Here is a 25,268-nt window from a genome sequence, read left to right as displayed (position 1 = left end):
GCACCACGCGACAACGACTTTGGACATCTGATGAGCGACATCAAGCCGACCTGGGGAATAGTCATGACCACCCGGGCTCCGCTTGACGAGATTCTGCGTTTTGCCGCCCATCACATCGATCTCGGTGCGGACTGGCTGCATCTGTTTCTCGATGACTCCAACCGCCGCGCGGTCCGAACCCTGCGCGGGCATCCCAAGATCGACATTCGGGTCTGTAATGATGCGTATTGGGCTCGCCGTGGGCGGGAAAGACCTCAGGCGCATCAGGTCCGGCAATCCTTCAACGCAAACTTCACCTATCGCCAAACCGAACTGGATTGGCTGGCACATATTGATGTGGATGAGTTTCTATGGCCGATGGCCCCGATTCCCGACCTGCTGGCGGGTGTGCCGGATGACATCCCGGCGGTACGTGTTCGCCCCATCGAGGCGCTGGCCGGAGGTCACGATCTTTATAAAGCGTTCATCCCGGCCGGTCCTGATCGCAACAGGCTGGTCGAGGCAATCTATCCAAACTACGGCGCTTTTCTGCTGGGCGGGTTCCTAAGCCACGTTCAGGGCAAATTGTTTGTGCGCAGGGGTTTACCAAATCTCAGCGACCGGATTCACAACCTGTTTCAGAACGGGGCGCTTTTGCCTGTAGCAACCGAAATCCCCGAGATCGACCTGTGCCATCGCCACGCCCCGAATTGGGAGCATTGGCTGGCTCATTACCGTTTTCGGATGGAACGCGGGTCCTATCAAGCCACCGGAACCCCCAACAGAGCCCGCGAGATCGGAGGGTTGAATAAGTTCGAACTGCTCAGCTGGATCGAACAGGAATACGGCGAACCGGGCTTGCAAGAGTTCTATGACGAAATCAGTGGCATCGACACCGAGGTCCTAAATCGTCTGGAAGATCATGATATGATCCGGCACAGACCGCTGTGTCTGGATGAGAAGGTACAGAAACACTTTCCCGGAACCATCTGAATTGTTGCCGAAAATCCAGAGCGCCCCAGGATGGCAAATGATTAAACCCTCTTCATTTGACCCTGCCCTACGATTTTGTTATGTCCCCGTCCAAGCCGAAATGCGCACGAAGCGCATGGCCATCCGGGCCCGGCATATTTCATACGCGCGGGCCAGGTACACGTGTCCGCATGAACCGGACATACATGACAAAGTTTAACGAACTGAACCTGAACCCCAAGGTCCTCAAAGCCATTGAGGAAGCTGGCTACGAAACACCGACACCGATCCAGGAAGGCGCGATTCCACCCGCTTTGGAAGGGCGCGATGTATTGGGGATCGCCCAGACCGGCACCGGGAAAACCGCCAGCTTTACGCTGCCGATGATCACCCTGCTGGCCCGTGGCCGCGCGCGTGCGCGGATGCCCCGGTCATTGGTGTTGTGCCCGACGCGGGAACTGGCCGCACAGGTGGCCGAGAATTTCGACACCTATTCCAAGCACCTGAAACTGACCAAGGCGCTGTTGATCGGTGGTGTCAGCTTCAAGGAACAAGACGCGCTGATCGACCGAGGCGTCGACGTTCTGATCGCCACTCCGGGCCGGCTGCTGGACCATTTCGAACGCGGCAAGCTGCTGTTGACCGGTGTTCAGATCATGGTGGTGGATGAAGCCGACCGGATGCTGGACATGGGTTTCATACCCGATATCGAACGCATCTTCTCACTGACACCCTTCACGCGACAGACCCTGTTTTTCTCGGCCACGATGGCGTCCGAAATCGAGCGGATCACCGACACATTCCTGTCGGCCCCGGCACGGATCGAAGTCGCTCGTCAGGCCACCGCCTCGGAAACCATCGAACAGGGCGTTGTCCTGTTCAAAGGCGGCCGTCGCGACCGCGAGGCCAGCGCCAAGCGAAAGACACTGCGTGCACTGATCGACGCCGAGGGCGAAGCATGCACCAACGCTATCATCTTCTGCAACCGCAAGACGGATGTAGATATCTGCGCCAAGTCGCTGAAGAAATACGGCTATAACGCCGCCGCCATTCACGGCGATCTGGATCAGTCCCAGCGGATGAAAACGCTGGACGGGTTCCGCGATGGCAGCTTGCGTTTGCTGGTTGCATCAGACGTGGCCGCGCGGGGGCTGGATATCCCTTCGGTCAGCCACGTGTTCAATTTCGACGTCCCCGGCCACCCCGAGGACTACGTTCACCGGATCGGTCGCACCGGGCGTGCCGGACGCGACGGCAAGGCGATAACAATCTGTTCGGGCCGCGATGAAAAGGCGCTGGCCGCGATCGAGACCCTGATCCAGAAGGAAATCCCGCGTCTGGACAATCCGATGCCGGTCGAGGACCCCAAGGCCGAGAAGCCAAAAGCTGAAAAACCTTCCAAGCCCTCGGACAGCAAGAAGACCGAGCCCAAAAAGGACAAGGAACCCAAGGGGCGTGGACGCGGTCGCAGCGAAAACAGAGGCTCTGCCGTTGTTGGTATGGGTGATCACATGCCCAGTTTCATCGCGCTTAGCTTTGATGAGCGCCGCGCGGGCTAGATCGACAATACCAACGCCAGAATCGACGCACCCAGCAATGTCATCCCGGCGATTTCGCGCCGGGTGATGCGTTCGCGGAAAAACAGGATCGACGCAAACAGGCTGAAGATCAGCTCGACCTGCCCCAAGGCTTTAACATAGGCCGCATTCTGCAGCGTGAACGCAAAGAACCAGCAGAACGAGCCACACAGACTGGTCAGACCGACAAACATGCCCGTCCTGCGCGTGTCCCAGACCGCGCGCAACTCGGCCCGGTCACGCCACAGCAGCCACGCGCCCATGCTCAGAAACTGGAACGTGACCACAAAGGTCAGTGTGACCAATGCCCTGAACCAGGCGTCGATATCCCCCAGTTCCAGCGAAGCGCCGCGATACCCGACCGAAGAAAAGGCAAACAGCACGCCCGACCCAAGCCCCAAGCGCGAGGCACGGTTGCTCAGGTGTTTCCACCATGCACCTTCGCCGCCGGGGTTTTTGGACAACAACAGGACAGCGCACAGGCCCAGCAGAATGGCAACAAATGCGCCGCCGGAGACCTGATCCCCCAGAACGAGAAACCCGACAATGGCAGTTTGAATGACTTCTGTTTTCTTGAAGGTGATCCCGACCGCAAAATTCCGCTGTTTGAACAAAGCGACCACACAAATAGTCGCCAGGATCTGCGCCGTTCCCCCCACAATCGCATAAAGCCAGAACCAACCGGTCAAAGACGGCACGGAAAACCCAGTCAGCCAGATTGCGGAAATCAGTGCGACCAGGACCAGCGGCAAGGAATAGGCGAACCGTGCAAAGGTTGCGCCCGCCGCCGACAATTTCACACTGCTCAGCGATTTTTGCAGCATGAACCGCACGGTCTGAAACGTCGCGGCCGCGATTGTGACGGGAATCCAAAGGCTCATAAGAACCCTTGTGTCGTGAAATCAGCCCTTTGGCCAGAGAGGATGCGCCACCGGATCCTTGGCGCACCAAAAATAAGCCCGAAAGATCTCACCGTATGAGCGGTAGACATAGCCCTCGTTCAAGGTCAGATATTTGTCTTTGCCGTCCCGATACAAGGCTGGCAGCCGATACCAGGGTGCGCTTGGGTTCATATGATGAACGACGTGCAGGTTGTTGTTCAGAAACAGAAAAGCAAGAAAACCACGATCTTCGATAATGACTGTTCTGGCCCCCGACTTGTCATGTGCCCGATGTTCCAGAAACGTTCGGATTTTGACCAGAGCCAAGCCTATATAAGCGGACAGAACATAGGCCCAAACCGGCGTTCCCGATTGGGTGACTACAAAAAGAACGCCGACAACACCGATCACATGCACAGCCCATGCGCGCAGCACTCTGCCTTCACCACGTGCAATCCCGCGCGCCTCAGCTTTCAGGAATACAAGCTGACCAATGGCCGGCCCGAGAATGATACGACCCAGCAGAGTGTTATTGATGCGCAGCAGTCGTCTCTGCCAATTGCGCAAGCTTTGCCAAACTGAAGGGTCCTGATAGTTCGATTCGGGATCGTCATATGGATCAGTCAGGGTCGCATCACGATGATGGGCCAGATGCAAATCCCGGAACCGCTGGTATGGGATGAACAGGGTCAGCGGCAGCGCCATCAGCGCCTCGTTCAACCATCGTGCGCGAAAAGGATGTCCGTGCAGCGCCTCATGGGTCAGGGACGAATGCAGGGCTGCCACCATCCCCATGATCGGGATCATCCACAGAACCGGAAGACAGAATAATGCCAGCAGCCACGCCATGTAGCACAGGATGATCAGGGCAAACGTGCCCCACTCCGGCCCGGCGCGCTCAGACATTTCGGCCCCAGGCCACGCCGGCCCAGAAACGTTCGTACATTACATAAAGCGTCAGACCGATGGCCGTATTCACCACGGCAAGCGTTCCCCCGATGGCTGTCGATCCGGTTGTCACTCCACCCACCAGAGTCATCACCATCAGGCCGATTGCATTCCACACCACCGCTTTCACGACCGATCTGCGCCGCGTTTCCATTCCGTCACCCGTTTTGTTGTTATAATTCAAGACGTACGCGCGGTGCAGAACGTTGAACATTCTGTATGTAGTTAACAAAACTCACATATTGTGATAATTTCCAAACAATGTTGGACAAAATTGACAAACGCGACCGCGCCGCTGAGTTCCGGTATCGTCTCGCCCAAGCGATGGAGGGCCGTCAAATCAGTCAGAGCGCGCTGGCCCGCGACATCGGCGTGGATCGTTCGACCGTATCCCAGCTTCTGACAGGTGACGGCGCGCGGTTGCCCAACGCTCATGTGGTCGGCAGTTGTGCATCGGCGTTGGGCGTTTCCGCCGATTGGTTACTCAGCCTGTCTGACCGGCCTGAAAGCGCCGCTGAACTTCTGGCCAGTTCCCTGACGGTGACCGAAGCGCCACGCGCACTTGTGGATGAACGAATTTTCGCGTGGCACAAAGAGGCTGCAGGTTACAAAATCCGTTATGTTCCGGCCACTTTGCCTGACATGCTAAAGACACGAGCGGTGCTGGAATGGGAATATGCGCCTCATTTGGGGCGCAGCGCAGATCAGGCGATTGGAGCGTCCGCCGACCGCCTAACATGGATGCGTGCGGCACAATCCGACTATGAAATCGCCATGCCGCTTTATGAAATCGACAGTTTTGTTGCCGCAACCGGGTATTATGAAGGACTGGCCCTGGCGACACGGCTGGCGCAGATCGACCATCTGCTAACCCTTTGCGATCAGTTGTACCCACGGTTGCGTATCTACCTGTTTGACGCCAAACGGCTTTACTCCGCGCCGGTGACGATCTTTGGTCCCTTAATGTGCGTGTTTTATGCCGGAAGTCACTACATGGCCTTCCGGGATCGAGACCGGATCGAAACTTTTACCCGCCATTTTGATCAGTTAGTCCGCGAAGCTGATATCACCGCGCGGGATTTCCCCACACATCTTGAGCATATGCGCGAAAAGATGCGCTAGGACCCAACCTGTGGTATTGTCCAAAGGCGCGAACTTTCAGGCATTCCGACCAATGACGGAGGACCACAGGAATGGACGCATTACAAACCGCTCAATACGCCCGCGCGCTTTACTCGGCACACGGAGATCGGGCCGAGGCCGAAGCCGCCAAGAAGATGCGCGAATGCGAGGCCGCCGGACAGGCAGAACAGGCGCAGGATTGGCAGGCCGTTCGTCAGACCATCCGCCAGATTCGCGGCCCCAATCAGGGTTGATCACACCTTTGGGTCGGGGTTGACGGTGTGCCCATCCACGGCAATGACTTGCCCCGACACCAGCCGCGCCGCGTCCGAGGCCAGAAACACGGCCATGTTGGCAATATCACTGGCCTCGACGAACCGCCCCATTGAGGTGCCCGAAGCATAGCCGTTGTAAACCTGATCGCGACTCATGCCCTTGGCCACGGCTTCACGCTGCAGAACCCCTTCCATGCGCGGACCTTCGATCGAGCCCGGGCAAATGATGTTACAGCGGACACCGTATGGGCCCAACTCCATCGCAAGTGTTTTGCCCAACCCGATGACGCCCCATTTAGCGGCCGCATAAGGCGCGCGATTGGGATAGCCGAATTGACCTGCGGTCGAGGACGTGATCAGAATCGCCCCGCTACCCTGTTGCTTGAGAATAGGGGCGGCGTATTTCGCGCATAGAAACGTGCCCTCAAGGTTCACCGACAGGCAGTTCCGCCAATCATTCAACGCCACGTCCTCGACCAAAGCCGTCGGTCCAGCGATACCGGCATTTGCGCAAAGCGTATCCACCCCGCCCCATTCCGCAGTGACCCGGGCAAACATGGTCGTCACATCGCTCTCATCCGCGACATCAATATGGGACGTGACCCAATGCGCGGGACATTCCGACAAGGCCGCCTGATCCACATCAGCCACCCAAACCCGCGCACCCGCCGCATCAAACGCCTCAGCCATGGCGCGCCCGACGCCAGCGGCTCCAGCCGTGATCAGTACCCGCCTGCTCATACAGGCTTGCGGATCGCGGCACCCGCGCCTTCGGGATAGGGCAACCCGGCTTGCGCCTCGGCGATCCGCGCCATCGCTGCCTCGATCTGAGGTGAAGGTGCGCTGGGGCGCCGGTTGTCCAGGCTGACATGCAACAAAAAGCTCTCGCCCGTGGCCAGCAACTTGTCGCCTTCATACATGCTATGAAACACATGCAGTTTCTTGCCCTGCCCCAGCAGCATCTGCGTCCGGCACTCGATCCGCGCACCCGCATGCGTTTCGTGTATGTATCTGATGTGATTTTCGGCGGTGAAATAGCTGCCACCGGTGGCGATATAATCCATGTCACATCCGACGATCTCCATGAACCGGTCTGTGGCCGCGGCGAAAGCCTCAAGGTATTTCGCCTCATTCATGTGTCCGTTGTAATCGGTCCAGTCCAGCGGCACTGCACGGGCCAGCGTCAGGATCGGCTGGCTCAAATCCGCCTGATCCAATGTCGGCAGCGCGCCGGGTTTCAAAACCGCATCATGCTGATTCAGTACTGCCCCGGCACCATAATCCTGCGCCTTCAGCGCCCGCATCATCCCGACAAGATTATTGTCGCGGATGCGCTCCAATTCCCGAATCGAATGCATGCCCGACTGCGCATCCGACTGCTCCGCAATCATATCGACCAGTTCGTCTGTGAAATCCGGCACATCCATAAGTTTGGTCCAGGGCCATTTCAGCGCAGGCCCGAACTGCGCCATAAAATGCCTCATCCCGGCCTCGCCCCCGGCTACGCGGTAGGTTTCAAACAAGCCCATCTGCGCCCAACGGATACCAAAGCCCATGCGAATGGCCTCATCGACCTCTTCCGTCGTGGCGATTCCGTCCTTGACCAGCCACAACGCCTCGCGCCAAACCGCTTCAAGAAACCGGTCAGCAATATGCGCATCGATCTCTTTTCGCAGATGCAACGGAAAGAACCCGAGCGATTTCAAAAGCTCCTGCGCCCGCGCGACCATTTCCGGCGGGTTTTTATCGGTGGGCACCAACTCAACCAGCGGCAGCAGATACACCGGGTTAAACGGATGCGTGACCACAATCTGCTCAGGCCGCAACGCTCCTTGCTGCAGTTCCGATGGCTTGAACCCGCTGGTCGAGGACCCGATGATCGCCTCCGGATCACAGGCCTGCTGCAAACCTTTGTAGACCTTTAGCTTCATATCCAGGCGTTCCGGCACGCTTTCCTGAATCCAGACGGCCCCCCGCACGGCTTCGCCCATCTCGTCATGAAAACTCAGCGCCCCCTCAGGCGGCAAAGGTACATCACACAACCCCGGCAGCGACCGCCGTGCATTGTCCAGAACCTCACCAATCTTGCGCTCGGCTTCCGGGTCCGGATCAAACACCCGCACATCCCAGCCGTTCAGCAGGAACCGAGCGGCCCATCCGCCGCCAATAACCCCGCCACCGATAATCGCCGCTGCTTTCATCTCAACACGTCCCAAACTTCATCTGGCCCAAAATATCCCGGGGGTTTGGGGGCTGGCCCCCAATCCACCCTACCCTCACGGCGCCACCGGTGCCCGTTTCACCAACCCCAACTTCTCACGCACCGCCTCGGGTCCGATCACGCGCGCCCCCATGTTTTCAATGATCGTTCCTGCACGTTCCACCAATTGCCAGTTCTCGGCCAATACGCCCTTGTCCAGCCACAGGTTATCCTCAAGCCCGACCCGTACGTTACCCCCCGCCAGCACGGAGGCCGCGACATAGGCCATCTGATGCCGTCCCAAAGCAAAAGCACTGAACGTCCAATCATCAGGCACATTGTTAACCATCGCCATAAAAGTGTTCAGATCGTCCGGCGCACCCCACGGCACACCCATGCACAGCTGTACCAGAGCATCCGGTTCCAGCACGCCCTCTTTCACCAACTGCTTGGCAAACCACAGATGACCGGTGTCAAACGCCTCGATCTCGGGCTTCACCCCAAGATCGGTCATCATCTGTCCCATCGCCCGCAACATGCCGGGCGTGTTGGTCATCACATAATCAGCCTCGGCAAAGTTCATAGTGCCGCAATCCAGCGTACAGATCTCGGGAAGACACGCGGCAACATGCGCCACGCGCTCATTCGCCCCGATCATGTCGGTCGCGGCCTCGTTCACCGGAAACGGGCTCTCGACGCCGCCGAGCACGATATCCCCGCCCATACCCGCCGTCAGGTTCAAAACCACATCCACATCCGCATCGCGAATCCGGTCTGTCACCTCCCGATACAGGCCCAAATCGCGCGAGGGCGCGCCGCTCTCCGGATCACGCACATGGCAATGCACCACCGCCGCCCCCGCCTTTGCCGCAGCAATCGCGCTTTCAGCAATCTGAGCAGGCGAGCGTGGCACATGCGGACTGCGATCCTGCGTCCCGCCCGAGCCGGTCACGGCACAAGTAATAAAGACGTCGCGGTTCATTTCCAAAGGCATGGCGTTTTCCCCAGTTTATACCGGCTTGTGCCACGGGTTCTCCCCAGACTTCTCCCCGGTTATCGATTTGCGTTGTTCCCAAGTCTGACGCAGCCTTGAGGAAACACTTGCCAGAATGCGAATCGAACTTGATGAAATCCGCAAAAAACATCCTCCAGCCTGAACATCGCGCCCTGAAAACGGCGGTGCTGGTGCTGGATGAGTGCAACACGCTCAGCTTCGCCGCCGCCGTCGATCCGATGCGCGCCGCCAACCGGCTGGCCGACCGCCCGGCCTTTGACTGGGATTATGTGACCGCCACAGCCGAACCCGCGCTGCTGACCAGCGCCCTGACCGTCCCGGGCATCCCGCTGGCCCGCCTGCAAAGTTGCGATCTGATGATCGTCGTCGCGGGCTTCCAACTCGCCCGCCACGCCACACCCAGCCTGCTCGGGGGCCTGCGCCGCGTTGCTGCAACTGGCGCCACCATGGCCGGCATCGACGGAGGCCCCTGGCTGCTGGCCGAAGCCGGTCTGCTCGACGGCCACGCCGCAACCACCCATTGGGAGGATCTCGAAAGCTTCGCAGCCCGTTTCCCGGCCGTCGACGTGTGCCCGGATCGCTTCACCGTCTCCGAAAACCGCCTGACGTCTGGCGGAGCCGTCCCGGCTGTGGACATGATGCTCCACATCATCGCCGCGCGCCACGGCGCAGGGTTCGCAGCCCGCGTCTCCGGCCTGTTCCTCTACGAAGGCACGTCCGCGCCATCAAAGCCCCAAAGCCGCACCGGCGCGCCACTCCGCCACACAACACTGACCGCCAAAGCAAATGCACTGATGGAATCCTCCCTCGACACACCCTTGCCTCTGGCCGACATTGCCGAGACCCTGGGCACCAGCCCGCGTACCTTGCAGCAACAATTCCGCCTGCGTCTGAACACCACGCCACAGGACCACTACCTGCAGCTCAGACTGGCCGAGGCCCGCCGTCTGGTGACCGACACCGACCGGCCTTTGATGGATGTGGCGCTTGCCACAGGCTTTGCCTCGCAATCCAGCTTTGCCCGTGCTTTCCGCACCGCCCATGGGCAATCCGCACGCGACCTCAGGCTGGAACGCACCCAGCCTACGCCCCACTGATCTTCATCTTTTCAAAATACTCCGGGGGAGCCGCGCGCGCCCCGCGCGGCGGGGGCAGCGCCCCCTAATACGGCATCGGATACGCGCGATGCGCCGCGTTGATCTCGTTTACAACATCCTCGGGCAGCCGTAAGTTGCGCCCTTCCAGAATATGTTCCAACTGCGCCACTGTCGTTGCGCCAAAAATGGCCGACATCATGAAAGGACGCGTCCGGCACCAGGCCAGCGCCATGTGAATCGGATCCAATCCATGCCGTTGGGCAATCTCCAAATAAGCTGCCACAGCATCGAAAACCCGCTCGGATTTGCGCCCTCCCATCTCGGCATTGATCGACATGCGCGATCCGTCCGGCACCGCTCCGCCCTGGTATTTACCGGTCAGAAAACCTGCACCCAAAGGTGAAAAGGCCATCAGACCCACATCCTCATGCACGCAAAGTTCGGCCATATCCGTATCGAACAACCGGCACAGCAACGAGTATTCGTTCTGAACCGAAGCGACACGGGGCGTGCCCGTCGCTTCGGCCAAACGCACCCATTGCGCTGTCCCCCAGGCACTTTCATTCGACAGCCCAAAGGCGCGGATGTTGCCCTTGTCCACTTGTGTCTGCAGGGCCGCCAGACACTCGTGCATATTGTCCAACACGTCCTGCGTGTCCTGCCCCGATGGTGTAAAATCCCAGTTCTGCCGAAACATATAGCTGCCGCGGTTGGGCCAGTGAAATTGGTACAGATCGATACAATCCGTCCGCAATCGCCGCAACGAACCTTCAATCGCATCCGGGATCGTCGCGCCCGAGATGGGTGCCCCGTCGCGCGCATGTGCCATCCCGGCCCCTGAATGCTTGGTGGCCAGCACATATTGGTCCCGGCGCGCAGCGTTGGCGGCGTTCCAGTTGCCCAGAATCTCCTCGGTGCGTCCGATCGTTTCCCTGGCAATGGGATTGACCGGGTACATCTCGGCGGCATCGACAAAATTGATCCCGGCCTCCAGCGCCATGTCCATCTGGGTATGCGCCTCGGTCTCCGAGGTCTGGCTGCCAAACGTCATTGTCCCCAGACACAGATCCGTCACCATGATTCCGGTGCGGCCCAAAGGCTTCATCTCCATCCGTCGCTCTCCTGAAATGCATCGCCGATCGGCTTACGCCTCGGCCTTCTTTTCCCAACGACCCGATTCCTCGGACCAGTATTGTGCCGCACACCCCGCGCCGGTCAGAGCCTTCCACTGCCCGCGCGCATGCTGAACCGCGGCGGCGTCATTGCCATCAAACAGGATACATACCCGTTCCAGACCATTCACCTCATCCGGTGCAACGCTTGCCCCGTCCACCGACATCAGGCAGGCCGGGTTGTTGCCCGCCTCGGCCTCGCCGGTTGTCAGCAGGATCGGCTGAGCTGCGTCATGCGGTCCTCCGGCACGGCCATGCGGCAGGAACCCGTCCTCGGGCCCCAGCCACAGTTTTTCGTCCAGCCAGTCCATCCGTGCGGACTCCGTTCCGCGCACGGCAATCCGCCACCCGGCCTGCCGCGCCTTGTCCAGCAACACGGGCAAAGTGTGCTCCAACGGACGTTGGGTCAGGTGATAGAAATAGACAGCGCCCATAATACGTTACTCGAAATTGTCCTGCACAAACCGGCTCAGCGCGCGTACGCCCCACCCGGTTGCCCCCTTCGGCGCATAAGAGGTCTCGGCAGCGACCGAGGCCACACCCGCGATATCCAGGTGAATCCACGGCGTGTCCTCTTTCACGAACCTTTGCAGGAATTGTGCGGCCGTGATCGATCCGGCAGGCCGTCCACCCACATTTTTCATATCCGCGATCCGCGATTTCAGCATCTTGTCATATGCGTCGCCCAAGGGCATCCGCCATGCGCCCTCGTCTTCGGCCTTGGCCGACTTCAGGAAGGCTTCGCAGAATGTGTCATTGTTGGAAAACACACCTGCATTCTCATGCCCCAGCCCGATGATGATGGCACCGGTGAGCGTCGCCAGATCGACCATGCCCACCGGGCTGAACCGCTCCTGCGCGTACCACATCACGTCACACAGCACCAAACGACCTTCGGCATCGGTGTTGATGATCTCGACCGTGTCACCCTTCATCGACTTCACCACATCGCCCGGGCGCGTGGCATTGCCCGAGGGCATGTTCTCGACCAGCCCGACCAGCCCCACAACATTGGCCTTGGCTTTGCGCTTGGCCAGCGCCCGCATGGTCCCCGCGACGACACCCGCACCGCCCATATCCATGGTCATGTCTTCCATGCCACCGGCCGGTTTCAGCGAGATGCCGCCGGTGTCAAACACCACACCCTTGCCGATCAAAGCCAGCGGCGCGTCATCGGTGTCCCCGCCTTTCCAGTGCATGACCACCACTTTCGAGGGGCTGTCCGACCCCTGCCCGACACTTAGCAGCGTTCGCATGCCCAACTCGGCCAGCTTGTCCTCTTCCAGAACCTCCACCTCAAGGCCCAGTTCCTGCATCTCGGCCAGACGGTCGGCGAACTCGGTCGTGGTCAGGATGTTGGCCGGTTCGTTGGTCAGGTCGCGGGTCATGCGTACGCCGTCCGCCACTGCATAAAGGGGGGCAAACGTGGCTTCAGCCTCATCCGATTTCGAATGGCTGATGACCACCTCGCCCATCGGGTCCGAGTCCTTGGTCTTGTGCGCGTCGAAATCATAGCTGCGTAGCACAATCCCAAGTGCCAGATCCGCGACTCTCACCTGATTGGAGGCCATGACCAGAAGCGCCTTGCCGCCAGACAATTTGGCCAGCGCGACCCCCGCCTTGCGGGCTTCATCCGCATCGGGACGGCGCGGCAGAACCAGCACATCCAATGCCTCGGCAGCCATCCCGGCGGGCCAAGCCAGCGAGATCACGTCGCCGGTTTTGGCCTTGCCGAACCGGTCACTTTCGACAAGGCGTGCCACTGCGCCCTTGGTCAGCCGGTTCGCGCGCCGCGCAGCGGGGTTCATCTTGCCATCCTCGGGGATGATAATGGCCACACGACCTTCGGCCGCAGCCATTGCATCCAGATCAAAGGGGGTAAAACGGACCGGTACCAAACTGCTCATGCCATGCTCCTGTTCAATGCGTTCCCCAAGACCTAGCCCGCAAGGTCGCAGTTGACCAGATATCAGTTTTCCAAGCGTCGCAATTGCAGTAAGGTCGCCGGAAAATAACCGGCAGGCATCGGGGGAAACATCTTGGCAGTATTCGGCAGGCATAGGCCGTCGCGCATGTTATTGCGCGGTGACGCGGCTTATGTGATTCTCTTCGATCACGCACACCCCGGAGCGTCCGCGTGATCCTAGACCGTTACTTCGCCCGGCGTTTTATCCAAAGCTTTGTTGTGATCGGCGGGATTTTTCTGACGCTGATGATCCTGATCGATCTGATCGAACAGGTCCGGCGCTTCGATGACGCCAAACTGTCGTTCGGGCAACTTTTGCAACTGACGCTGCTGAATACACCTGCCGCCATTGGTGAAATGCTGCCTCTGCTAACCATTCTGGCGACGATTGCCCTGTTCGTCGGATTGGCGCGCAGCTCGGAACTGGTGGTAACGCGGGCCATCGGACGCTCGGGTATCCGGGCCTTGGTCGCACCGTGCTTTCTGGCGCTTGTCATTGGGGTTCTGGCCGTGGCCCTGCTGAATCCGATCTCGGCGGCGACTTCGGAAGAGTTCCAGCGCCTGTCAGATGATTATCGCAACAATGGCAGCTCGACCCTGTCCATCAGCCGCGAAGGGCTTTGGCTGCGGCAAGGATCAGCCGCCGGACAGTCCGTCATCCATGCCACCGGCACCCTTAACGGCGACAAGCTGGGGCTGCGCGATGTCACGATCACGACCTTTTCGGCGGATGGCAAACCCAACGAGCAGATCTCGGCGAAGACGGCCCAGCTTGAGAACGGACACTGGGCGCTGCATCAGGCCAAGGTCTGGCCTATTCAGGACGATTTGAACCCCGAAGCCAACGCCATCAGCCACGAGGTTCTGAACCTGCCGACAACGCTGACGCGCGACCGGATTCTGGACACGCTGGGCAAACAGGAATCGGTCTCGGTCTATGACCTGCCGCAGCTGATCCGCGACCTGCGCGAAGCGGGCTTTTCCACCAAGCAATATGAAGTCTGGCTGCAGGTACAGCTGGCCCGCCCGCTGTTTCTGGTGTCGATGGTCCTGATCGGAGCCGCCTTTACCATGCGCCATGTGCGTTTCGGCGGCACCGGCATCGCGATCCTGACAGCCGTTTTGCTGGGGTTCGGTATCTATTTCGTGCGTAACTTCGCGCAGATTTTGGGGGAAAACGGACAGCTGCCCATTCTGGTCGCTGCCTGGGCGCCGCCGTTTGCCGCCATCATGCTGTCGCTCGGCCTTTTGCTACATGCGGAGGACGGCTGATGCGCAGTTTGCTTCCTCTGGTTATGCTTGGCGCGCTGGCACTGACCGCGCCCGAGGTCATGGCTCAGTCAAACCCGACCGCCCCGGAACCGCCCGCGGATGCCGCCCAGCAGGACCAGCCGGCTCTGCTGATCGCGGACAAGATTTTCATCACGCCCGACCGCCTTCTTGTCGCCGAAGGCAATGTCGAAGCCTATCAGGGCGATACCAAGCTGACGGCAAGCCGTGTAACCTTTGACCGCGACACCGGAGAGCTGAACCTGACCGGTCCGATTCGTATCGATCAGGGCGGGCAGTCCACTCTGCTGGCCGATTCCGCGCAATTGGACAGCGGCATCCAGAACGGGTTGCTGACCGGAGCGCGCATGGTGTTCGACCAGCAAGTGCAGGTCGCATCGGTTCAGGCCAACCGGGTGTCGGGGCGGTATACGCAGTTCAGCAAAGTGGCCGCGACCTCGTGCCATGTCTGCGCCAATGGCAGGCCCCCGCTTTGGCAAATCCGTGCCCGCAAGGTCACCCATGATCAGCTTGAGAGGCAGCTGTATTTCGAAGGCGCGCAGTTCCGCATTCTGGACCTGCCGGTTTTCTACTTTCCGGTCCTGCGCCTGCCCGACCCGACTCTGGACCGGGCAACGGGTTTCCTTGTGCCCTCGATCCGGACCACCTCGCAGCTGGGAACCGGCTTGCAAGTGCCGTATTTCTTCAAGCTTGGGGATCACAAGGACCTGACGCTGACGCCGTATCTTTCGCCCAACACACGCACTCTGGGCTATCGGTATCGGCAAGCCTTCAAGAACGGACGCATTCGGTTGCGCGGCGCTCATACCCGGGACGACCTGCAGGAAGATCAGGATCGCGGGTTCTTCTTTGCGGACGGCTATTTCCTTCTGAAGAACGATTTCCGGCTGACCTTTGATATCGAGACCGCCTCGGACGACGCCTATCTGGCCGATTACGGGTTCGGAAACCCCGACCTTGACCGCCTGCGCAGCGAAGTCGCGCTGGAACGGATCAAACGCGATACCGCGTTTCGGACCAGCTTCATACATTTCAAAACGCTGCGCGACAGCGAGGATCAGGATGAAATCCCCTCGCGCGTGTTCGATATCGACTATCGAAAACGGTATTTCCCCAAGTCCGCCGGCGGCGAGGTTGAACTGGCCTTTATCGGGCATACCCATCATCGCACCAGCAGTCAGGACGTTCTGGGCCGCGACGTGGCGCGCGCAACGGCAGATGCCGAATGGCTGCGCGGCTGGACCTTTGCGACCGGCTTGCGGGCACAGGCGCAACTGGGGGCGTCGGTCGACACGTTCGACATCCAGAATGACAGCGAATTTCCCAACCAGATCACCCGGGCAACGCCACGCGCCGCCTTTACCCTGCGGTATCCGATGGTCCGGCGCGAACAGGGGGGCGCCACCCAATATCTGGAACCCATCGCTCAGTTGGGATGGACTCATGTGACCAACACGGATGTTCCCAACGATGAAAGCACCTTTCAGGAATTCGATCAGGGCAACCTGCTGTCCCTGTCCCGCTTTCCCGCCGAAGACCGCAGGGAAGACGGCACTGCTGCCGTGTTTGGCCTGAACTGGGCCCGATTTGCACCCGGCGGCTGGCAGGCGCGGGCAACCGTAGGACAGGTGTTCCGCAGCGACTCAGACCCCGATTTCACACTGACCTCGGGCTTGCAGGGATCCAAGTCGGACGTCCTGCTGGCCGGGCAACTGCAGAATGGCAACGGGCTGTCTCTGGCCGCGCGGGGTCTTCTCAACAGTGATTTCAGCTTTACCAAGGCCGAAATTCGAAGCGCTTGGTCACAGGGTGAAACACTGTTGACCGGTAGCTATGTCTGGCTGGAACCCGATGAGGCGGAAACCGGTGGCGACGAAATCTCCGAGATATTGCTGACCGGGCGTCATGCCATCGACCAAAACTGGCTGACCCGCGCAAGCTGGCGCTATGATGTGAGCGAAACTGAACCCTTGCGGTATGGGTTTGGCCTCACGTACAGAAACGAATGCGTTCAGGTTAACATGTCTGTCAGCCGACGCTTTACATCGACATCAAGTATTGAGCCTTCGACAGAATTCGGCTTTACCGTAGCTCTCACCGGGTATTCTGTCGCAGGCGAAGGCAAGAAGTTCAAAAAGACATGCAGCTGATCTCAGGACTCACCACCTTTTTCCGTTCCGGCCCCTGTAAGGCCGTTCTGACCGCGGCAGTGCTTGCCACCTCTGCCCCGCAGGCATTTGCGCAAAGCCTGTTTTCGCCGGCTGTGCGAGTCAATCAGGACATCGTCACCTGGTACGAGCTGCAGCAACGCCAGCAATTCCTCGACCTGCTCGGTGTCCCCGGCAGCTCGGAAGACGAAGTGCGGCAGGCTCTGATCGACGACCGGTTGCGCAAACAGGCGATGCAACAGGCCGGAATCTCCGCCTCGCCCGAGGATGTTCAGGCCGGGATCGACGAATTCGCGTCTCGCGGCCAACTGACCACCGAACAGTTCCTGCAAATTCTCGGCGAAGCCGGCGTGGATCAGGAAACCGTACGGGATTTCATTGCCGACCAACTGGCCTGGCGCAACTATATCAGCGCCCGCTTTCTGTCGCAGGCCCGTCCCAGCGAAGACGAGATCAATCGCGCGCTCGGGCAAGGCGGCGGGGGCGGTTTGCAAGTTCTGCTGTCGGAAATCATCATCCCCGTGACCCCGCAAACATTGCCGCAAGCTCAGGCCCTGGCGGATGAAATCGCGCTGCTGACAGGGCAAGAGGCGTTCTCGTCAGCAGCTACACAGTATTCAGCGGCAGCCACACGTGACAATGGCGGACGGCTGGAATGGCTGCCCTTGAGCAACCTGCCCCCGGCCCTTCAACCGGTCATTCTGGGTCTGGAAAACGGCCAGATTACCGAGCCGATTTCCCTGCCCAACGCCGTGGCCCTGTTCCAGATGCGCGGGTTGCGCGAGGTTGCGGCAGGCACGCCGCAATATTCCGAGATCGACTACGCAGTATACCTGCTGCCCGGCGGGCGCAGCGCAGAAACCCTGTCTGCCGCCGCTCAGCTGACTGAAAACGTGGACAATTGCGATGACCTCTACGGGATCGTCAAGGATCAGTCTCCTGAAGTACTGGAGCGGACCACGGCAAGCCCGGCCAACATCCCCCGCGACATCGCACTGGAGCTTGGCAAGCTGGATCCCAATGAGGTGTCCACCGCGCTGACGCGCAACAACGGACAAACTCTGATGTTCCTGATGCTGTGTGGACGCACCCGCGATTTGGGCGAGGACACATCGCGCGCGGATGTGGCCAACGCGCTGACACAACAACGGCTTCAGGCGTTTTCCGACAGCTTGCTGGAACAGCTCAGAGCCGACGCCGTCATCGTCGATCAATGACCGCGCCAATTGCGCTCAGCTGCGGCGATCCGGCTGGAATAGGACCTGAAATCGCCGCAAAAGCCTGGGCCGCGCTGCGCGAGGATTGCCCGTTTTTCTATATCGGTGACGCAGACCACCTGCCAAAAGGCACGCCAACCCAACAGATCGACGATCCGTCAGCAGCATCATCCATCTGCGCCCATGCGCTGCCGGTCCTGCAGCTCGACTTCCCATCCAAGAACGTGCCGGGCCGCCCTGATCCGCAAAATGCAGCACAGGTCATTCAGTCCATCAAGGACGGCGTGTCTCTGGTCACATCCGGCAAGGCCGCAGCCCTGTGTACCGCGCCGATCCACAAGAAGGCCCTGATCGATGGTGCCGGGTTTGCCTATCCCGGTCACACTGAATTTCTGGCCGCGCTGGCAGGCCGAGATCGGGTCGTCATGATGCTGGCCAGCGACCAGTTGCGTGTGGTCCCAGCGACGATTCACATCCCTCTGTCTCAGGTTCCCGCAAAACTGACGGCGGATCTGCTGCGGGAAACCATCGAGATCACAGCCCGCGGCCTTCGCACCCAATTCGGCATCGCCACGCCCCGGATCGCTATCGCCGGTCTCAACCCCCATGCCGGTGAAGGCGGCAAAATGGGCTCTGAAGAGCTTGACTGGATCAACGATCTGATCACCAGCCTGAACCCTGATACCTACACACTCACCGGGCCCCACCCGGCGGATACCTTGTTCCACGCGGCTGCACGCACGCGGTACGACGCGGCCATTGCCATGTATCACGATCAGGCGCTGATCCCGATCAAGACGCTGGATTTCGACCGGGGCGTGAACGTGACGCTGGGCCTGCCCTTCATTCGCACCTCGCCCGACCATGGCACTGCGCTGGACATCGCCGGACAAGGCATTGCCAACCCGACCAGCCTGATCGAGGCTCTGAAACTCGCCCGACGTATGGCACAAACCCCTTGATGCTTCACCTGGCTGAAAATATCCCCGCCGGAGGCAAAAAACCTCTGGCGCTGCCCGGCCAAAACGCGCCACGGTGATTGGATCATGAGCGCCATCGACACCCTTCCTCCGCTGCGTGAAGTCATCGCAACCCACCAGCTTTCAGCCCGCAAATCGCTGGGCCAGAACTTCCTCTTGGATCTCAACCTGACCGCCAAGATCGCGCGTCAGGCCGGGGATCTGACGCAATGCGACGTTCTGGAAATTGGCCCCGGCCCCGGCGGTCTGACCCGGGGGTTGCTGTCCGAGGGTGCGCGCAAAGTTGTGGCGGTCGAAAAAGACACCCGCTGTATTGCCGCCCTGACCGAGATCGCAACTGCCTATCCCGGACGTCTGGATGTCATCAACGGCGATGCACTGGAAATCGACCCGCTCAGACATCTGACACCGCCCATCCGGGTGGCTGCCAACCTGCCCTATAACGTGGGAACCGAACTTCTGGTGCGCTGGCTAACGCCGCCCGAATGGCCGCCGTTCTGGCAAAGCCTGACCCTGATGTTCCAGCGTGAAGTGGCTGAACGTATCGTGGCACAGCCCGGCAGCAAGACCTACGGCCGCCTTGCCATCCTCGCCCAGTGGCGGGCCGAGGCGCGCATCGCGATGTCGTTGCCGCCCGGGGCCTTCACCCCTCCACCAAAGGTCTCAAGCGCCGTGGTCCACCTGACCGCTCTGCCCCAACCTCGCTTTCCAGCCGATGCATCCACGCTGTCTCGCGTCGTCGCAGCCGCTTTCAATCAAAGACGCAAAATGCTGCGCGCGTCGTTGAAAGGCGTCGCCCCGGATATCGAAGACCGTCTGTTGGCCGCGGGTATTCAACCGACCGAGCGCGCCGAGCAGGTCCCGCTCGAGGCGTTCTGCGCCCTCGCTCGCGAAGTTCAAAACCTCTGAATCGAAAAACCCCGAAGCGCGGGCCTCGGGGTTTGCAAAATCGATCGCTCAGGGCTTACTCAGCCGCTTCCGGCGCATCACCCTTGTCCTTGGCGGGATCCTCGGCTGCAGGCTTGGGCTTGCGGGCGCGGGGTTTGCGTGCCGGCTTTTCCTTTTTCTCCGGTGCGGCAGGCTCTGAACCTTTGCTTTCCGGCGTCTCGACCAGACCACTTTCCGGCGCGACATCGGGCGTGAAACCCATCACATCCGGCTGTGGTGCTTCCGCCGGGTCAGCCTGGCGCGCGGCTTCGCGTTCCTGACGCTCGGCGCGTTCACGGTCACGCTCGGCCTGGCGTTCGCGGTTCTGCCGCTCCTGCTCTTCCCGGCGCGCTTCCATTTCACGCTGCGCCTCACTGAGCAAGCGCAGGTAATGCTCGGCGTGCTGCTGGAAGTTCTCAGCCGCCACACGGTCATTGGAAAGCTGAGCATCGCGGGCCAGCTGGTTATACTTGTCTATGATCTGCTGCGGCGTGCCACGCACCTTGCCTTCGGGACCCGAGCTGTCGAAAACCCGGTTAACGACGTTGCCGCCAGAAGGGCGATTGCGGTTATTCTTGGCCCGCGAGCGGGATTTGGAAGATCTCATCTTACTTTACGTCAGCCTTGTCTTACACTGTCGATCCGTCCGCGTCTTACACTGCTCAAAGGCCTTAGATGTGACACGGTGTCGACGTTTTTGGGCTTGGCGTCAGGGGCCCGCTGAGACAGCGTCAACCTCTCCGACTAATCCTGAGTAAACACGTCCTGAGGCCTCAGACAAGAGCTTTGTCCCACAATTCGCAGCTTTTTTACATTGATCGGCGTTTTTCAGCCTCAAAACGCCCGATCAAAGGGGCATTCGGGCAAAAACGACGCGATCACGACCGTCCAGATCTGGGATAATCCGCGTATCGCACAACCCGGCCGCATCGAACAAGGCACAGACCTGCACGCCCTGCGTTGGGCCAATTTCCACCAGCAACCGCCCGTCAGGCATCAGAAAATCCGGCGCGCCCGCCGCGATCCGGCGATATGCCCCCAAACCATCCCCTTCGTCGGTCAGGGCCAATCTGGGCTCATGTTCGCGCACTTCCGGCGACAGAGCCTCCATTTCATCAATCGAAATATATGGCGGGTTGGAGACAATGAGGTCAAATCTACCATCAATGTCGCCAAACCAGTCGGATTTCCGAATTTCCAAACGCGTCTGCACCTGATGCTGGACGGCATTGGCGCTGGCCTGCAGGCAGGCCGATTCGCTCAGATCAATACCCAGCCCCGAGGCGCTTGCCCGTTCCGCCAGCAAAGTGATCAGGATACACCCCGACCCCACGCCCAAGTCCAGTACATAATCGAACGGCTCACTCAACGCCGCCTCGATCAGCGTCTCGGTCTCGGGGCGCGGATCCAGCACATCGCGGCTGACCTTGAAGCGGCGGCCGTAGAATTCGCGCTCTCCCAACAGATGCGAAACCGGCACCCGGATGGCGCGCAGCGATATCAGCTGGTCATAGCGCTCTGCGATATCGACCGGCAGTTCCTCGGGCGCGATCAGCGTCACCCGGCTGGCTTCGATCCGTGCCGCATGGGCCAGCAAAACCCGTGCGTCCCGCGCCGGATCGGGTACGCCGGCCGCTCGCAAACGCGCTGTTGCGGCCACCATGGCCTGAGCCGCTGTCAGCGCCGCGATCATTGCGCCATCTCCGCCAGCAGCCGGGCCTGATCATCTGCGGTCAATGCGTCAATCACCTCATCCAGATCGCCCTGCATCACCTGATCCAGCTTATACAGCGTCAGATTGATACGGTGATCGGTCATCCGCCCTTGCGGGAAATTATAGGTCCTGATCCGTTCCGACCGGTCGCCCGAGCCCACCTGACTGGCGCGATCGGCGGACCGTTCACTGTCGATCCGCTGCCGTTCCAGATCATAAAGGCGCGTTTTCAGCACTTGCATCGCAATCTCACGGTTGCGGTGCTGGGATTTCTCGGAACTGGTCACCACGATCCCACTGGGAAGGTGCGTGATCCGCACCGCCGAGTCGGTGGTGTTCACATGCTGCCCACCTGCCCCCGAACTGCGCATCGTGTCGATACGGATATCATTTGCGTCGATCTGAATGTCCACATCCTCGGCCTCGGGCAGCACCGCCACCGTCGCGGCGGAGGTATGTATACGTCCGCCGCTTTCCGTCTCCGGGACACGCTGCACGCGATGCACGCCGGATTCGTATTTCATCCGCGCGAAAACGTTATCGCCCTTGATATGCGCCACGACCTCTTTGATGCCGCCCAGATCCGAGGCTTGTTCCTCGATGATCTCAAACTGCCAGCCGCGCGCTTCGGCATAGCGTTGATACATGCGCAGCAGGTCTCCGGCGAATAGGGCCGCCTCGTCGCCACCTGTCCCGGGGCGAATTTCCAGCATCGCCGGGCGCGCGTCGGCCGCGTCCCTGGGCAACAACGCCAGTTGCAGCGCGTGTTCAGCCTCGGGGATTCGGGCCTGCAGGTCGGGGATTTCCTCTTCCGCCAGCTCTTTCATGTCCGGATCGGCCAGCATCGCTTGCGCCTCGGCCAAATCGGCCACCAATTGGCGCCACCCCATGATCTGATCGACCACCGGCTTGAGGTCGGAATATTCCTTGGCCAAAGCCGCAATATCCCCGCCCGAAGCCCCATCGGCCATGGCCGCTTCGAGGTACTGGAATCGCTGTGTTATCTGTTCAAGGCGTTCTTCGGGGATCATCCCGGCGGTGTCTATCATCCGGGAGCGTTGGTCAAGGCCCCAGCATATGCTAAGCTAACCGTCATGAAGGGGTTGTTTTTCGTTTTTTCGCTGATTGTCACACCTGCGATGGCAGATTATGTCGGTCCGGATGGCAAGGTTCGCGATTGTTATTGCACGGATAAATCCGGCTCGCGCATCGAGTTGGGCGAGATGATCTGTTTGCAGGTGGACGGACGCATGTTTATGGCGCAATGCCAGATGTCGCTAAACGTGCCGATGTGGCGCGAGGTTCAGGACGGCTGCTTATCCTCAGGATTGGAGGGCGACGAGCCATCCTTCAACCCGATCACGATTTACCCCAAAATCTGACCGTCCAAACCGCAGACGGGCATGAATGCGCAGCGTATCACCGTCTCGCAGCACGGTCGTATAGTCGGGAAACCCGAACACCTTGGTGCGGGTGACATAGGTGATCATCCCCTCTTCCACCGACCCGGCCAGCACCGCGGTTCGCGGAGTCGCGCGCGCAAGTGTGTCGAGCCGGGCCAACCCATCCGGACCGATTTCGACAACGCGGACAACACCGCCCCGCATGTCCAGATCGGTCGTTGCGTCAGGTGCGACATGCCATTTAACAGGATCGGACGGAGCCATGCGAATGTAGGCCCCGGCCAGGACGACCAACGCAACCAGCACGAGCAGAACCATCTTTTTCATCCCGAACCTTTCGTTTCGCTCAAACTATTCGGATCACCCTGTCAGGCAAGACCGGAACAGCCTCGCTACCGTGACGTCACACCGGGCAGGATGCACAACATTTCGAACAGCAGGTTCGCCGCCGTCAGCGCCGTGTTACCGGACGGATCGTAAGGCGGAGAGACCTCGACCAGATCGCAACCCACCACCTTCAACCCCTGCAGCGCATGGATCAGTTGCAACGCTTGCGGCGTGGTGAGCCCACCGATCTCGGGCGTGCCGGTTCCGGGGGCGTAAGCCGGATCAAGGCTGTCGATATCGTAGGTGATATAAGTCGGGTGGTCGCCGATTGTCTTGCGGATGCGGGATCCGATCTCGGTCAGGTTCTGCTGCCACAACTCCCAGGCCGGGAATTGCTGGAAACCCCAGCCTTGCGCTTCGGAAAAGTCGCTGGCGGCATAGCCCGAGCCGCGAATACCGATCTGGAAGGTCTTGTCGGCGACGATCAGCTTTTCCTCATAGGCGCGACGGAAAACGGTGCCGTGGGTTTCCTTCTCGCCGAACATCTCATCATTGACGTCGGCATGGGCGTCCACATGAACCAGCGCCATCGGGCCATGTTTCTCGGCAATTGCCCGCAGGATCGGCAGGGTGATTGAATGATCGCCGCCCATCGCCACCGGGATCACATCCTGCGCCAGAATACCGTCATAGCTGTCCTTGATGATCTTCAGGCTGTCTGCCAGCGAGAAGGTGTTGATCGCAAGATCACCGATATCGGCAATCTGCAGATTATCGAACGGAGCCGCTCCATTGGCCATGTTATAAGGCCGGATCATCGCGCTTTCGCTGCGGATCTGCTTGGGTCCGAACCGCGTGCCCGACCGCCATGAGGTGCCGATATCCATCGGAATGCCCAGCACCGCCACATCCAACCCGTCCAGCGAGGCCGCCTGCGGCAGCCGCATGAACGTATTCGGCCCCGAGAACCGCGCCAGATCGTTGCCGCCAATCGGTTGGTTGTATTGGGTCATGTGTTCTCTCCGATCTGGTGCCTCATCCAGCAGATACCGGAATTATGCCTAACCAAAGGTTAAGGCCTCAGCTTGTTCCAGCCCAACAGGCAAATGATCTGGGTCGCAACATGGGCCCCCGCAATCGCCGTCGCGCCGGAGGTGTCATAGGGGGGAGACACCTCGACCACGTCGCCGCCCTTGATGTTGATCCCGGCAATGTCGCGCAGGATGATCTGCGCCTGAATGGAACTCAGCCCGCCCCAGACCGGCGTTCCGGTGCCGGGGGCAAAGGCAGGGTCCAGACCGTCGATGTCGAAGCTCAGGTACACGGGGCTGTCCCCCATGATCTCTTTGATCTTGTGTGCCACGGCGGCGGGGCCGGATTCGTAGACCTCGCGCGCGTCGATAATGTTGACGCCCAGCGTGTCCTCATTCGTCGTCCGTATCCCCACCTGAACCGAACGTTTCGGGTCCACGATCCCCGACTTCACCGCCTTGTAGAACATCGTCCCGTGATCCACGCGGGACATATCATCATCGGCCCATGTGTCCGTATGCGCATCGAATTGCAGCAAAGACATCGGCCCGTATTTCTCGGCATAGGCCTTGAGGATCGGGAAGCTGATATAGTGATCCCCGCCCAGCGTGACCGAGGCGACATCAGCCTTCAGAATGGTCCGGATGTGATCGGTCAGCGTGTCGGGAAAAGCCGGGATATTGGCATAGTCATAAGCCATGTCGCCATAATCCACGATGGCCAGTTCGCTGAGCGCATCAAACGGCCAGCCATAGGGCGCATCGGGCGATTGCAGGGCACTGGCCTCGCGGATGGCGCGCGGACCCAACCGTGTGCCGGGGCGATTTGTCACCGCCTGATCGAAGGGCACGCCAGTCACCGCGATATCCACGCCGTTCAGGTCCTTGGTATAAAGCCGCCGCAGGAATGAGGTCGCGCCGCCAAAGGTGTTTTCGTAGGATAATCCCTTGAGATCAGGGTTTGTGAATGCCTCATCCACCTGGTTCTTTGCGTCTTCCAGTGCCAT

At 60.0% G+C, this 25,268-nt stretch carries 26 protein-coding genes; 11 read left to right on the top strand and 15 right to left on the bottom strand.

What is annotated here, in order from left to right; all coding sequences use genetic code 11:
* Positions 1-30: 30 nt before the first annotated feature.
* Both ACR0K4_RS02045 and ACR0K4_RS02040 read left to right on the top strand, forming a co-directional pair.
* Complete coding sequence (locus ACR0K4_RS02045) at positions 31-972, top strand: glycosyltransferase family 2 protein (protein WP_480852614.1); 942 nt, start codon at positions 31-33, stop codon at positions 970-972.
* 185 nt (positions 973-1,157) lie between these two features.
* On the top strand, positions 1,158-2,510 hold the full coding sequence (locus ACR0K4_RS02040) for a DEAD/DEAH box helicase (protein WP_480852613.1): 1,353 nt from the start codon (positions 1,158-1,160) through the stop codon (positions 2,508-2,510).
* On the opposite strand, the gene ACR0K4_RS02035 is transcribed toward ACR0K4_RS02040, so the two are convergent.
* Genes ACR0K4_RS02035 through ACR0K4_RS02025 form a run of 3 tightly spaced genes read right to left on the bottom strand, consistent with a single transcriptional unit; the run spans position 2,507 to position 4,511 of the window.
* On the bottom strand, positions 2,507-3,409 hold the full coding sequence (locus ACR0K4_RS02035) for an EamA family transporter (RefSeq protein WP_480852612.1): 903 nt from the start codon (positions 3,407-3,409) through the stop codon (positions 2,507-2,509). The two genes, ACR0K4_RS02040 and ACR0K4_RS02035, sit on opposite strands and share 4 nt — an antisense overlap.
* Positions 3,410-3,430: 21 nt before the next feature.
* Positions 3,431-4,315, bottom strand: a complete 885-nt coding sequence (locus ACR0K4_RS02030) for a fatty acid desaturase (RefSeq protein WP_480852611.1) — start codon at positions 4,313-4,315, stop codon at positions 3,431-3,433.
* Positions 4,308-4,511 carry a DUF2061 domain-containing protein gene (locus ACR0K4_RS02025; RefSeq protein ID WP_480852610.1) on the bottom strand — a complete coding sequence of 68 codons (204 nt, stop codon included), beginning with the start codon at positions 4,509-4,511 and terminating at the stop codon, positions 4,308-4,310. Before ACR0K4_RS02025 ends, ACR0K4_RS02030 begins: the two co-directional genes overlap by 8 nt.
* A 107-nt stretch (positions 4,512-4,618) precedes the next feature.
* On the opposite strand from ACR0K4_RS02025, the gene ACR0K4_RS02020 reads away from it, so the two are divergent.
* Both ACR0K4_RS02020 and ACR0K4_RS02015 read left to right on the top strand, forming a co-directional pair.
* Positions 4,619-5,479, top strand: a complete 861-nt coding sequence (locus tag ACR0K4_RS02020; protein WP_480852609.1) for a helix-turn-helix domain-containing protein — start codon at positions 4,619-4,621, stop codon at positions 5,477-5,479.
* A 71-nt stretch (positions 5,480-5,550) separates the two neighbouring features.
* On the top strand, positions 5,551-5,733 hold the full coding sequence (locus ACR0K4_RS02015; protein WP_480515209.1) for a hypothetical protein: 183 nt from the start codon (positions 5,551-5,553) through the stop codon (positions 5,731-5,733).
* Here the strand turns inward: ACR0K4_RS02015 and ACR0K4_RS02010 are convergent, their stop codons facing one another.
* The 3 genes from ACR0K4_RS02010 to bcoG all read right to left on the bottom strand — a co-directional run bounded on the left by ACR0K4_RS02010 (position 5,734) and on the right by bcoG (position 8,948).
* Positions 5,734-6,495, bottom strand: coding sequence for an SDR family oxidoreductase (locus tag ACR0K4_RS02010; RefSeq protein ID WP_480852608.1), 762 nt, complete (start codon positions 6,493-6,495; stop codon positions 5,734-5,736).
* On the bottom strand, positions 6,492-7,955 hold the full coding sequence (locus ACR0K4_RS02005) for a carnitine 3-dehydrogenase (protein WP_480852607.1): 1,464 nt from the start codon (positions 7,953-7,955) through the stop codon (positions 6,492-6,494). Before ACR0K4_RS02005 ends, ACR0K4_RS02010 begins: the two co-directional genes overlap by 4 nt.
* A 75-nt stretch (positions 7,956-8,030) precedes the next feature.
* Positions 8,031-8,948: a 3-dehydrocarnitine:acetyl-CoA trimethylamine transferase BcoG gene (bcoG, locus tag ACR0K4_RS02000; RefSeq protein WP_480852606.1), complete on the bottom strand. Its 918-nt coding sequence runs from the start codon at positions 8,946-8,948 to the stop codon at positions 8,031-8,033.
* Positions 8,949-9,079: 131 nt separating this feature from the next.
* Here bcoG and ACR0K4_RS01995 point away from each other — a divergent pair, with 131 nt between their 5' ends.
* Positions 9,080-10,066, top strand: a complete 987-nt coding sequence (locus tag ACR0K4_RS01995; RefSeq protein WP_480852710.1) for a GlxA family transcriptional regulator — start codon at positions 9,080-9,082, stop codon at positions 10,064-10,066.
* Positions 10,067-10,130: 64 nt separating this feature from the next.
* On the opposite strand, the gene ACR0K4_RS01990 is transcribed toward ACR0K4_RS01995, so the two are convergent.
* The 3 genes from ACR0K4_RS01990 to ACR0K4_RS01980 are packed head-to-tail and all read right to left on the bottom strand — an operon-like array spanning position 10,131 to position 13,145.
* Positions 10,131-11,177, bottom strand: a complete 1,047-nt coding sequence (locus ACR0K4_RS01990; protein WP_480852605.1) for an aldo/keto reductase — start codon at positions 11,175-11,177, stop codon at positions 10,131-10,133.
* Positions 11,178-11,210: 33 nt separating this feature from the next.
* Entirely contained in the window at positions 11,211-11,672 is a 462-nt protein-coding gene (locus ACR0K4_RS01985) for a DNA polymerase III subunit chi (protein ID WP_480852604.1), read from the bottom strand.
* 6 nt (positions 11,673-11,678) lie between these two features.
* Positions 11,679-13,145, bottom strand: coding sequence for a leucyl aminopeptidase (locus ACR0K4_RS01980; protein WP_480852603.1), 1,467 nt, complete (start codon positions 13,143-13,145; stop codon positions 11,679-11,681).
* Between the two features lie 230 nt (positions 13,146-13,375).
* Between ACR0K4_RS01980 and lptG the strand changes: the two genes are divergently transcribed.
* The 5 genes from lptG to rsmA all read left to right on the top strand — a co-directional run bounded on the left by lptG (position 13,376) and on the right by rsmA (position 19,768).
* Entirely contained in the window at positions 13,376-14,476 is a 1,101-nt protein-coding gene (lptG, locus tag ACR0K4_RS01975) for an LPS export ABC transporter permease LptG (RefSeq protein ID WP_480852602.1), read from the top strand.
* On the top strand, positions 14,476-16,644 hold the full coding sequence (locus tag ACR0K4_RS01970) for an LPS-assembly protein LptD (protein WP_480852601.1): 2,169 nt from the start codon (positions 14,476-14,478) through the stop codon (positions 16,642-16,644). Before lptG ends, ACR0K4_RS01970 begins: the two co-directional genes overlap by 1 nt.
* Positions 16,635-17,879 carry a peptidylprolyl isomerase gene (locus ACR0K4_RS01965; protein ID WP_480852600.1) on the top strand — a complete coding sequence of 415 codons (1,245 nt, stop codon included), beginning with the start codon at positions 16,635-16,637 and terminating at the stop codon, positions 17,877-17,879. Before ACR0K4_RS01970 ends, ACR0K4_RS01965 begins: the two co-directional genes overlap by 10 nt.
* A complete protein-coding gene (gene pdxA / locus ACR0K4_RS01960; protein ID WP_480515230.1) occupies positions 17,876-18,841 on the top strand; it encodes a 4-hydroxythreonine-4-phosphate dehydrogenase PdxA in 966 nt (321 codons plus the stop codon). The genes ACR0K4_RS01965 and pdxA overlap by 4 nt, the downstream gene beginning before the upstream one ends.
* Positions 18,842-18,925: 84 nt before the next feature.
* Positions 18,926-19,768: a 16S rRNA (adenine(1518)-N(6)/adenine(1519)-N(6))-dimethyltransferase RsmA gene (gene rsmA / locus ACR0K4_RS01955; RefSeq protein WP_480515232.1), complete on the top strand. Its 843-nt coding sequence runs from the start codon at positions 18,926-18,928 to the stop codon at positions 19,766-19,768.
* Between the two features lie 55 nt (positions 19,769-19,823).
* On the opposite strand, the gene ACR0K4_RS01950 is transcribed toward rsmA, so the two are convergent.
* From ACR0K4_RS01950 to prfA, 3 genes are all read right to left on the bottom strand, one after another.
* Entirely contained in the window at positions 19,824-20,393 is a 570-nt protein-coding gene (locus ACR0K4_RS01950; protein ID WP_480515234.1) for a DUF4167 domain-containing protein, read from the bottom strand.
* A gap of 240 nt (positions 20,394-20,633) precedes the next feature.
* A complete protein-coding gene (gene prmC / locus ACR0K4_RS01945; RefSeq protein ID WP_480515235.1) occupies positions 20,634-21,479 on the bottom strand; it encodes a peptide chain release factor N(5)-glutamine methyltransferase in 846 nt (281 codons plus the stop codon).
* A complete protein-coding gene (gene prfA / locus ACR0K4_RS01940) occupies positions 21,476-22,531 on the bottom strand; it encodes a peptide chain release factor 1 (protein ID WP_480515887.1) in 1,056 nt (351 codons plus the stop codon). The genes prmC and prfA overlap by 4 nt, the downstream gene beginning before the upstream one ends.
* A gap of 63 nt (positions 22,532-22,594) precedes the next feature.
* Here prfA and ACR0K4_RS01935 point away from each other — a divergent pair, with 63 nt between their 5' ends.
* Entirely contained in the window at positions 22,595-22,882 is a 288-nt protein-coding gene (locus tag ACR0K4_RS01935) for a hypothetical protein (protein ID WP_480515237.1), read from the top strand.
* Here the strand turns inward: ACR0K4_RS01935 and ACR0K4_RS01930 are convergent.
* The 3 genes from ACR0K4_RS01930 to speB (ACR0K4_RS01920) form a co-directional block, all read right to left on the bottom strand.
* Positions 22,823-23,230: a DUF1499 domain-containing protein gene (locus ACR0K4_RS01930; RefSeq protein ID WP_480515238.1), complete on the bottom strand. Its 408-nt coding sequence runs from the start codon at positions 23,228-23,230 to the stop codon at positions 22,823-22,825. The two genes, ACR0K4_RS01935 and ACR0K4_RS01930, sit on opposite strands and share 60 nt — an antisense overlap.
* Positions 23,231-23,295: 65 nt before the next feature.
* Positions 23,296-24,243: an agmatinase gene (gene speB, locus ACR0K4_RS01925; protein WP_480515240.1), complete on the bottom strand. Its 948-nt coding sequence runs from the start codon at positions 24,241-24,243 to the stop codon at positions 23,296-23,298.
* Positions 24,244-24,302: 59 nt separating this feature from the next.
* The gene (gene speB, locus ACR0K4_RS01920) at positions 24,303-25,268 is read right to left on the bottom strand and encodes an agmatinase (RefSeq protein WP_480852599.1); all 966 of its coding nucleotides are present in this window, start codon (positions 25,266-25,268) and stop codon (positions 24,303-24,305) included.

This window comes from Ruegeria sp. K11 (assembly GCF_056531905.1).
Note: the sequence above shows the minus strand (reverse complement) of the source record. Positions and strands in the feature narration are given on the sequence as shown.

What these genes read in the sequence shown, in the direction of transcription:
- ACR0K4_RS02045 (WP_480852614.1), top strand. Translation starts at nt 31, where the DNA reads ATGAGCGACATCAAGCCGACCTGGGGAATAGTCATGACCACCCGGGCT.
- ACR0K4_RS02040 (WP_480852613.1), top strand. Translation starts at nt 1,158, where the DNA reads ATGACAAAGTTTAACGAACTGAACCTGAACCCCAAGGTCCTCAAAGCC.
- ACR0K4_RS02035 (WP_480852612.1), bottom strand. Translation starts at nt 3,409, where the DNA reads ATGAGCCTTTGGATTCCCGTCACAATCGCGGCCGCGACGTTTCAGACC.
- ACR0K4_RS02030 (WP_480852611.1), bottom strand. Translation starts at nt 4,315, where the DNA reads ATGTCTGAGCGCGCCGGGCCGGAGTGGGGCACGTTTGCCCTGATCATC.
- ACR0K4_RS02025 (WP_480852610.1), bottom strand. Translation starts at nt 4,511, where the DNA reads ATGGAAACGCGGCGCAGATCGGTCGTGAAAGCGGTGGTGTGGAATGCA.
- ACR0K4_RS02020 (WP_480852609.1), top strand. Translation starts at nt 4,619, where the DNA reads ATGTTGGACAAAATTGACAAACGCGACCGCGCCGCTGAGTTCCGGTAT.
- ACR0K4_RS02015 (WP_480515209.1), top strand. Translation starts at nt 5,551, where the DNA reads ATGGACGCATTACAAACCGCTCAATACGCCCGCGCGCTTTACTCGGCA.
- ACR0K4_RS02010 (WP_480852608.1), bottom strand. Translation starts at nt 6,495, where the DNA reads ATGAGCAGGCGGGTACTGATCACGGCTGGAGCCGCTGGCGTCGGGCGC.
- ACR0K4_RS02005 (WP_480852607.1), bottom strand. Translation starts at nt 7,955, where the DNA reads ATGAAAGCAGCGGCGATTATCGGTGGCGGGGTTATTGGCGGCGGATGG.
- bcoG (WP_480852606.1), bottom strand. Translation starts at nt 8,948, where the DNA reads ATGCCTTTGGAAATGAACCGCGACGTCTTTATTACTTGTGCCGTGACC.
- ACR0K4_RS01995 (WP_480852710.1), top strand. Translation starts at nt 9,080, where the DNA reads ATGAAATCCGCAAAAAACATCCTCCAGCCTGAACATCGCGCCCTGAAA.
- ACR0K4_RS01990 (WP_480852605.1), bottom strand. Translation starts at nt 11,177, where the DNA reads ATGGAGATGAAGCCTTTGGGCCGCACCGGAATCATGGTGACGGATCTG.
- ACR0K4_RS01985 (WP_480852604.1), bottom strand. Translation starts at nt 11,672, where the DNA reads ATGGGCGCTGTCTATTTCTATCACCTGACCCAACGTCCGTTGGAGCAC.
- ACR0K4_RS01980 (WP_480852603.1), bottom strand. Translation starts at nt 13,145, where the DNA reads ATGAGCAGTTTGGTACCGGTCCGTTTTACCCCCTTTGATCTGGATGCA.
- ACR0K4_RS01970 (WP_480852601.1), top strand. Translation starts at nt 14,476, where the DNA reads ATGCGCAGTTTGCTTCCTCTGGTTATGCTTGGCGCGCTGGCACTGACC.
- ACR0K4_RS01965 (WP_480852600.1), top strand. Translation starts at nt 16,635, where the DNA reads ATGCAGCTGATCTCAGGACTCACCACCTTTTTCCGTTCCGGCCCCTGT.
- pdxA (WP_480515230.1), top strand. Translation starts at nt 17,876, where the DNA reads ATGACCGCGCCAATTGCGCTCAGCTGCGGCGATCCGGCTGGAATAGGA.
- rsmA (WP_480515232.1), top strand. Translation starts at nt 18,926, where the DNA reads ATGAGCGCCATCGACACCCTTCCTCCGCTGCGTGAAGTCATCGCAACC.
- ACR0K4_RS01950 (WP_480515234.1), bottom strand. Translation starts at nt 20,393, where the DNA reads ATGAGATCTTCCAAATCCCGCTCGCGGGCCAAGAATAACCGCAATCGC.
- prmC (WP_480515235.1), bottom strand. Translation starts at nt 21,479, where the DNA reads ATGATCGCGGCGCTGACAGCGGCTCAGGCCATGGTGGCCGCAACAGCG.
- prfA (WP_480515887.1), bottom strand. Translation starts at nt 22,531, where the DNA reads ATGATCCCCGAAGAACGCCTTGAACAGATAACACAGCGATTCCAGTAC.
- ACR0K4_RS01935 (WP_480515237.1), top strand. Translation starts at nt 22,595, where the DNA reads ATGAAGGGGTTGTTTTTCGTTTTTTCGCTGATTGTCACACCTGCGATG.
- ACR0K4_RS01930 (WP_480515238.1), bottom strand. Translation starts at nt 23,230, where the DNA reads ATGAAAAAGATGGTTCTGCTCGTGCTGGTTGCGTTGGTCGTCCTGGCC.
- speB (WP_480515240.1), bottom strand. Translation starts at nt 24,243, where the DNA reads ATGACCCAATACAACCAACCGATTGGCGGCAACGATCTGGCGCGGTTC.
- speB (WP_480852599.1), bottom strand. Translation starts at nt 25,268, where the DNA reads ATGGCACTGGAAGACGCAAAGAACCAGGTGGATGAGGCATTCACAAAC.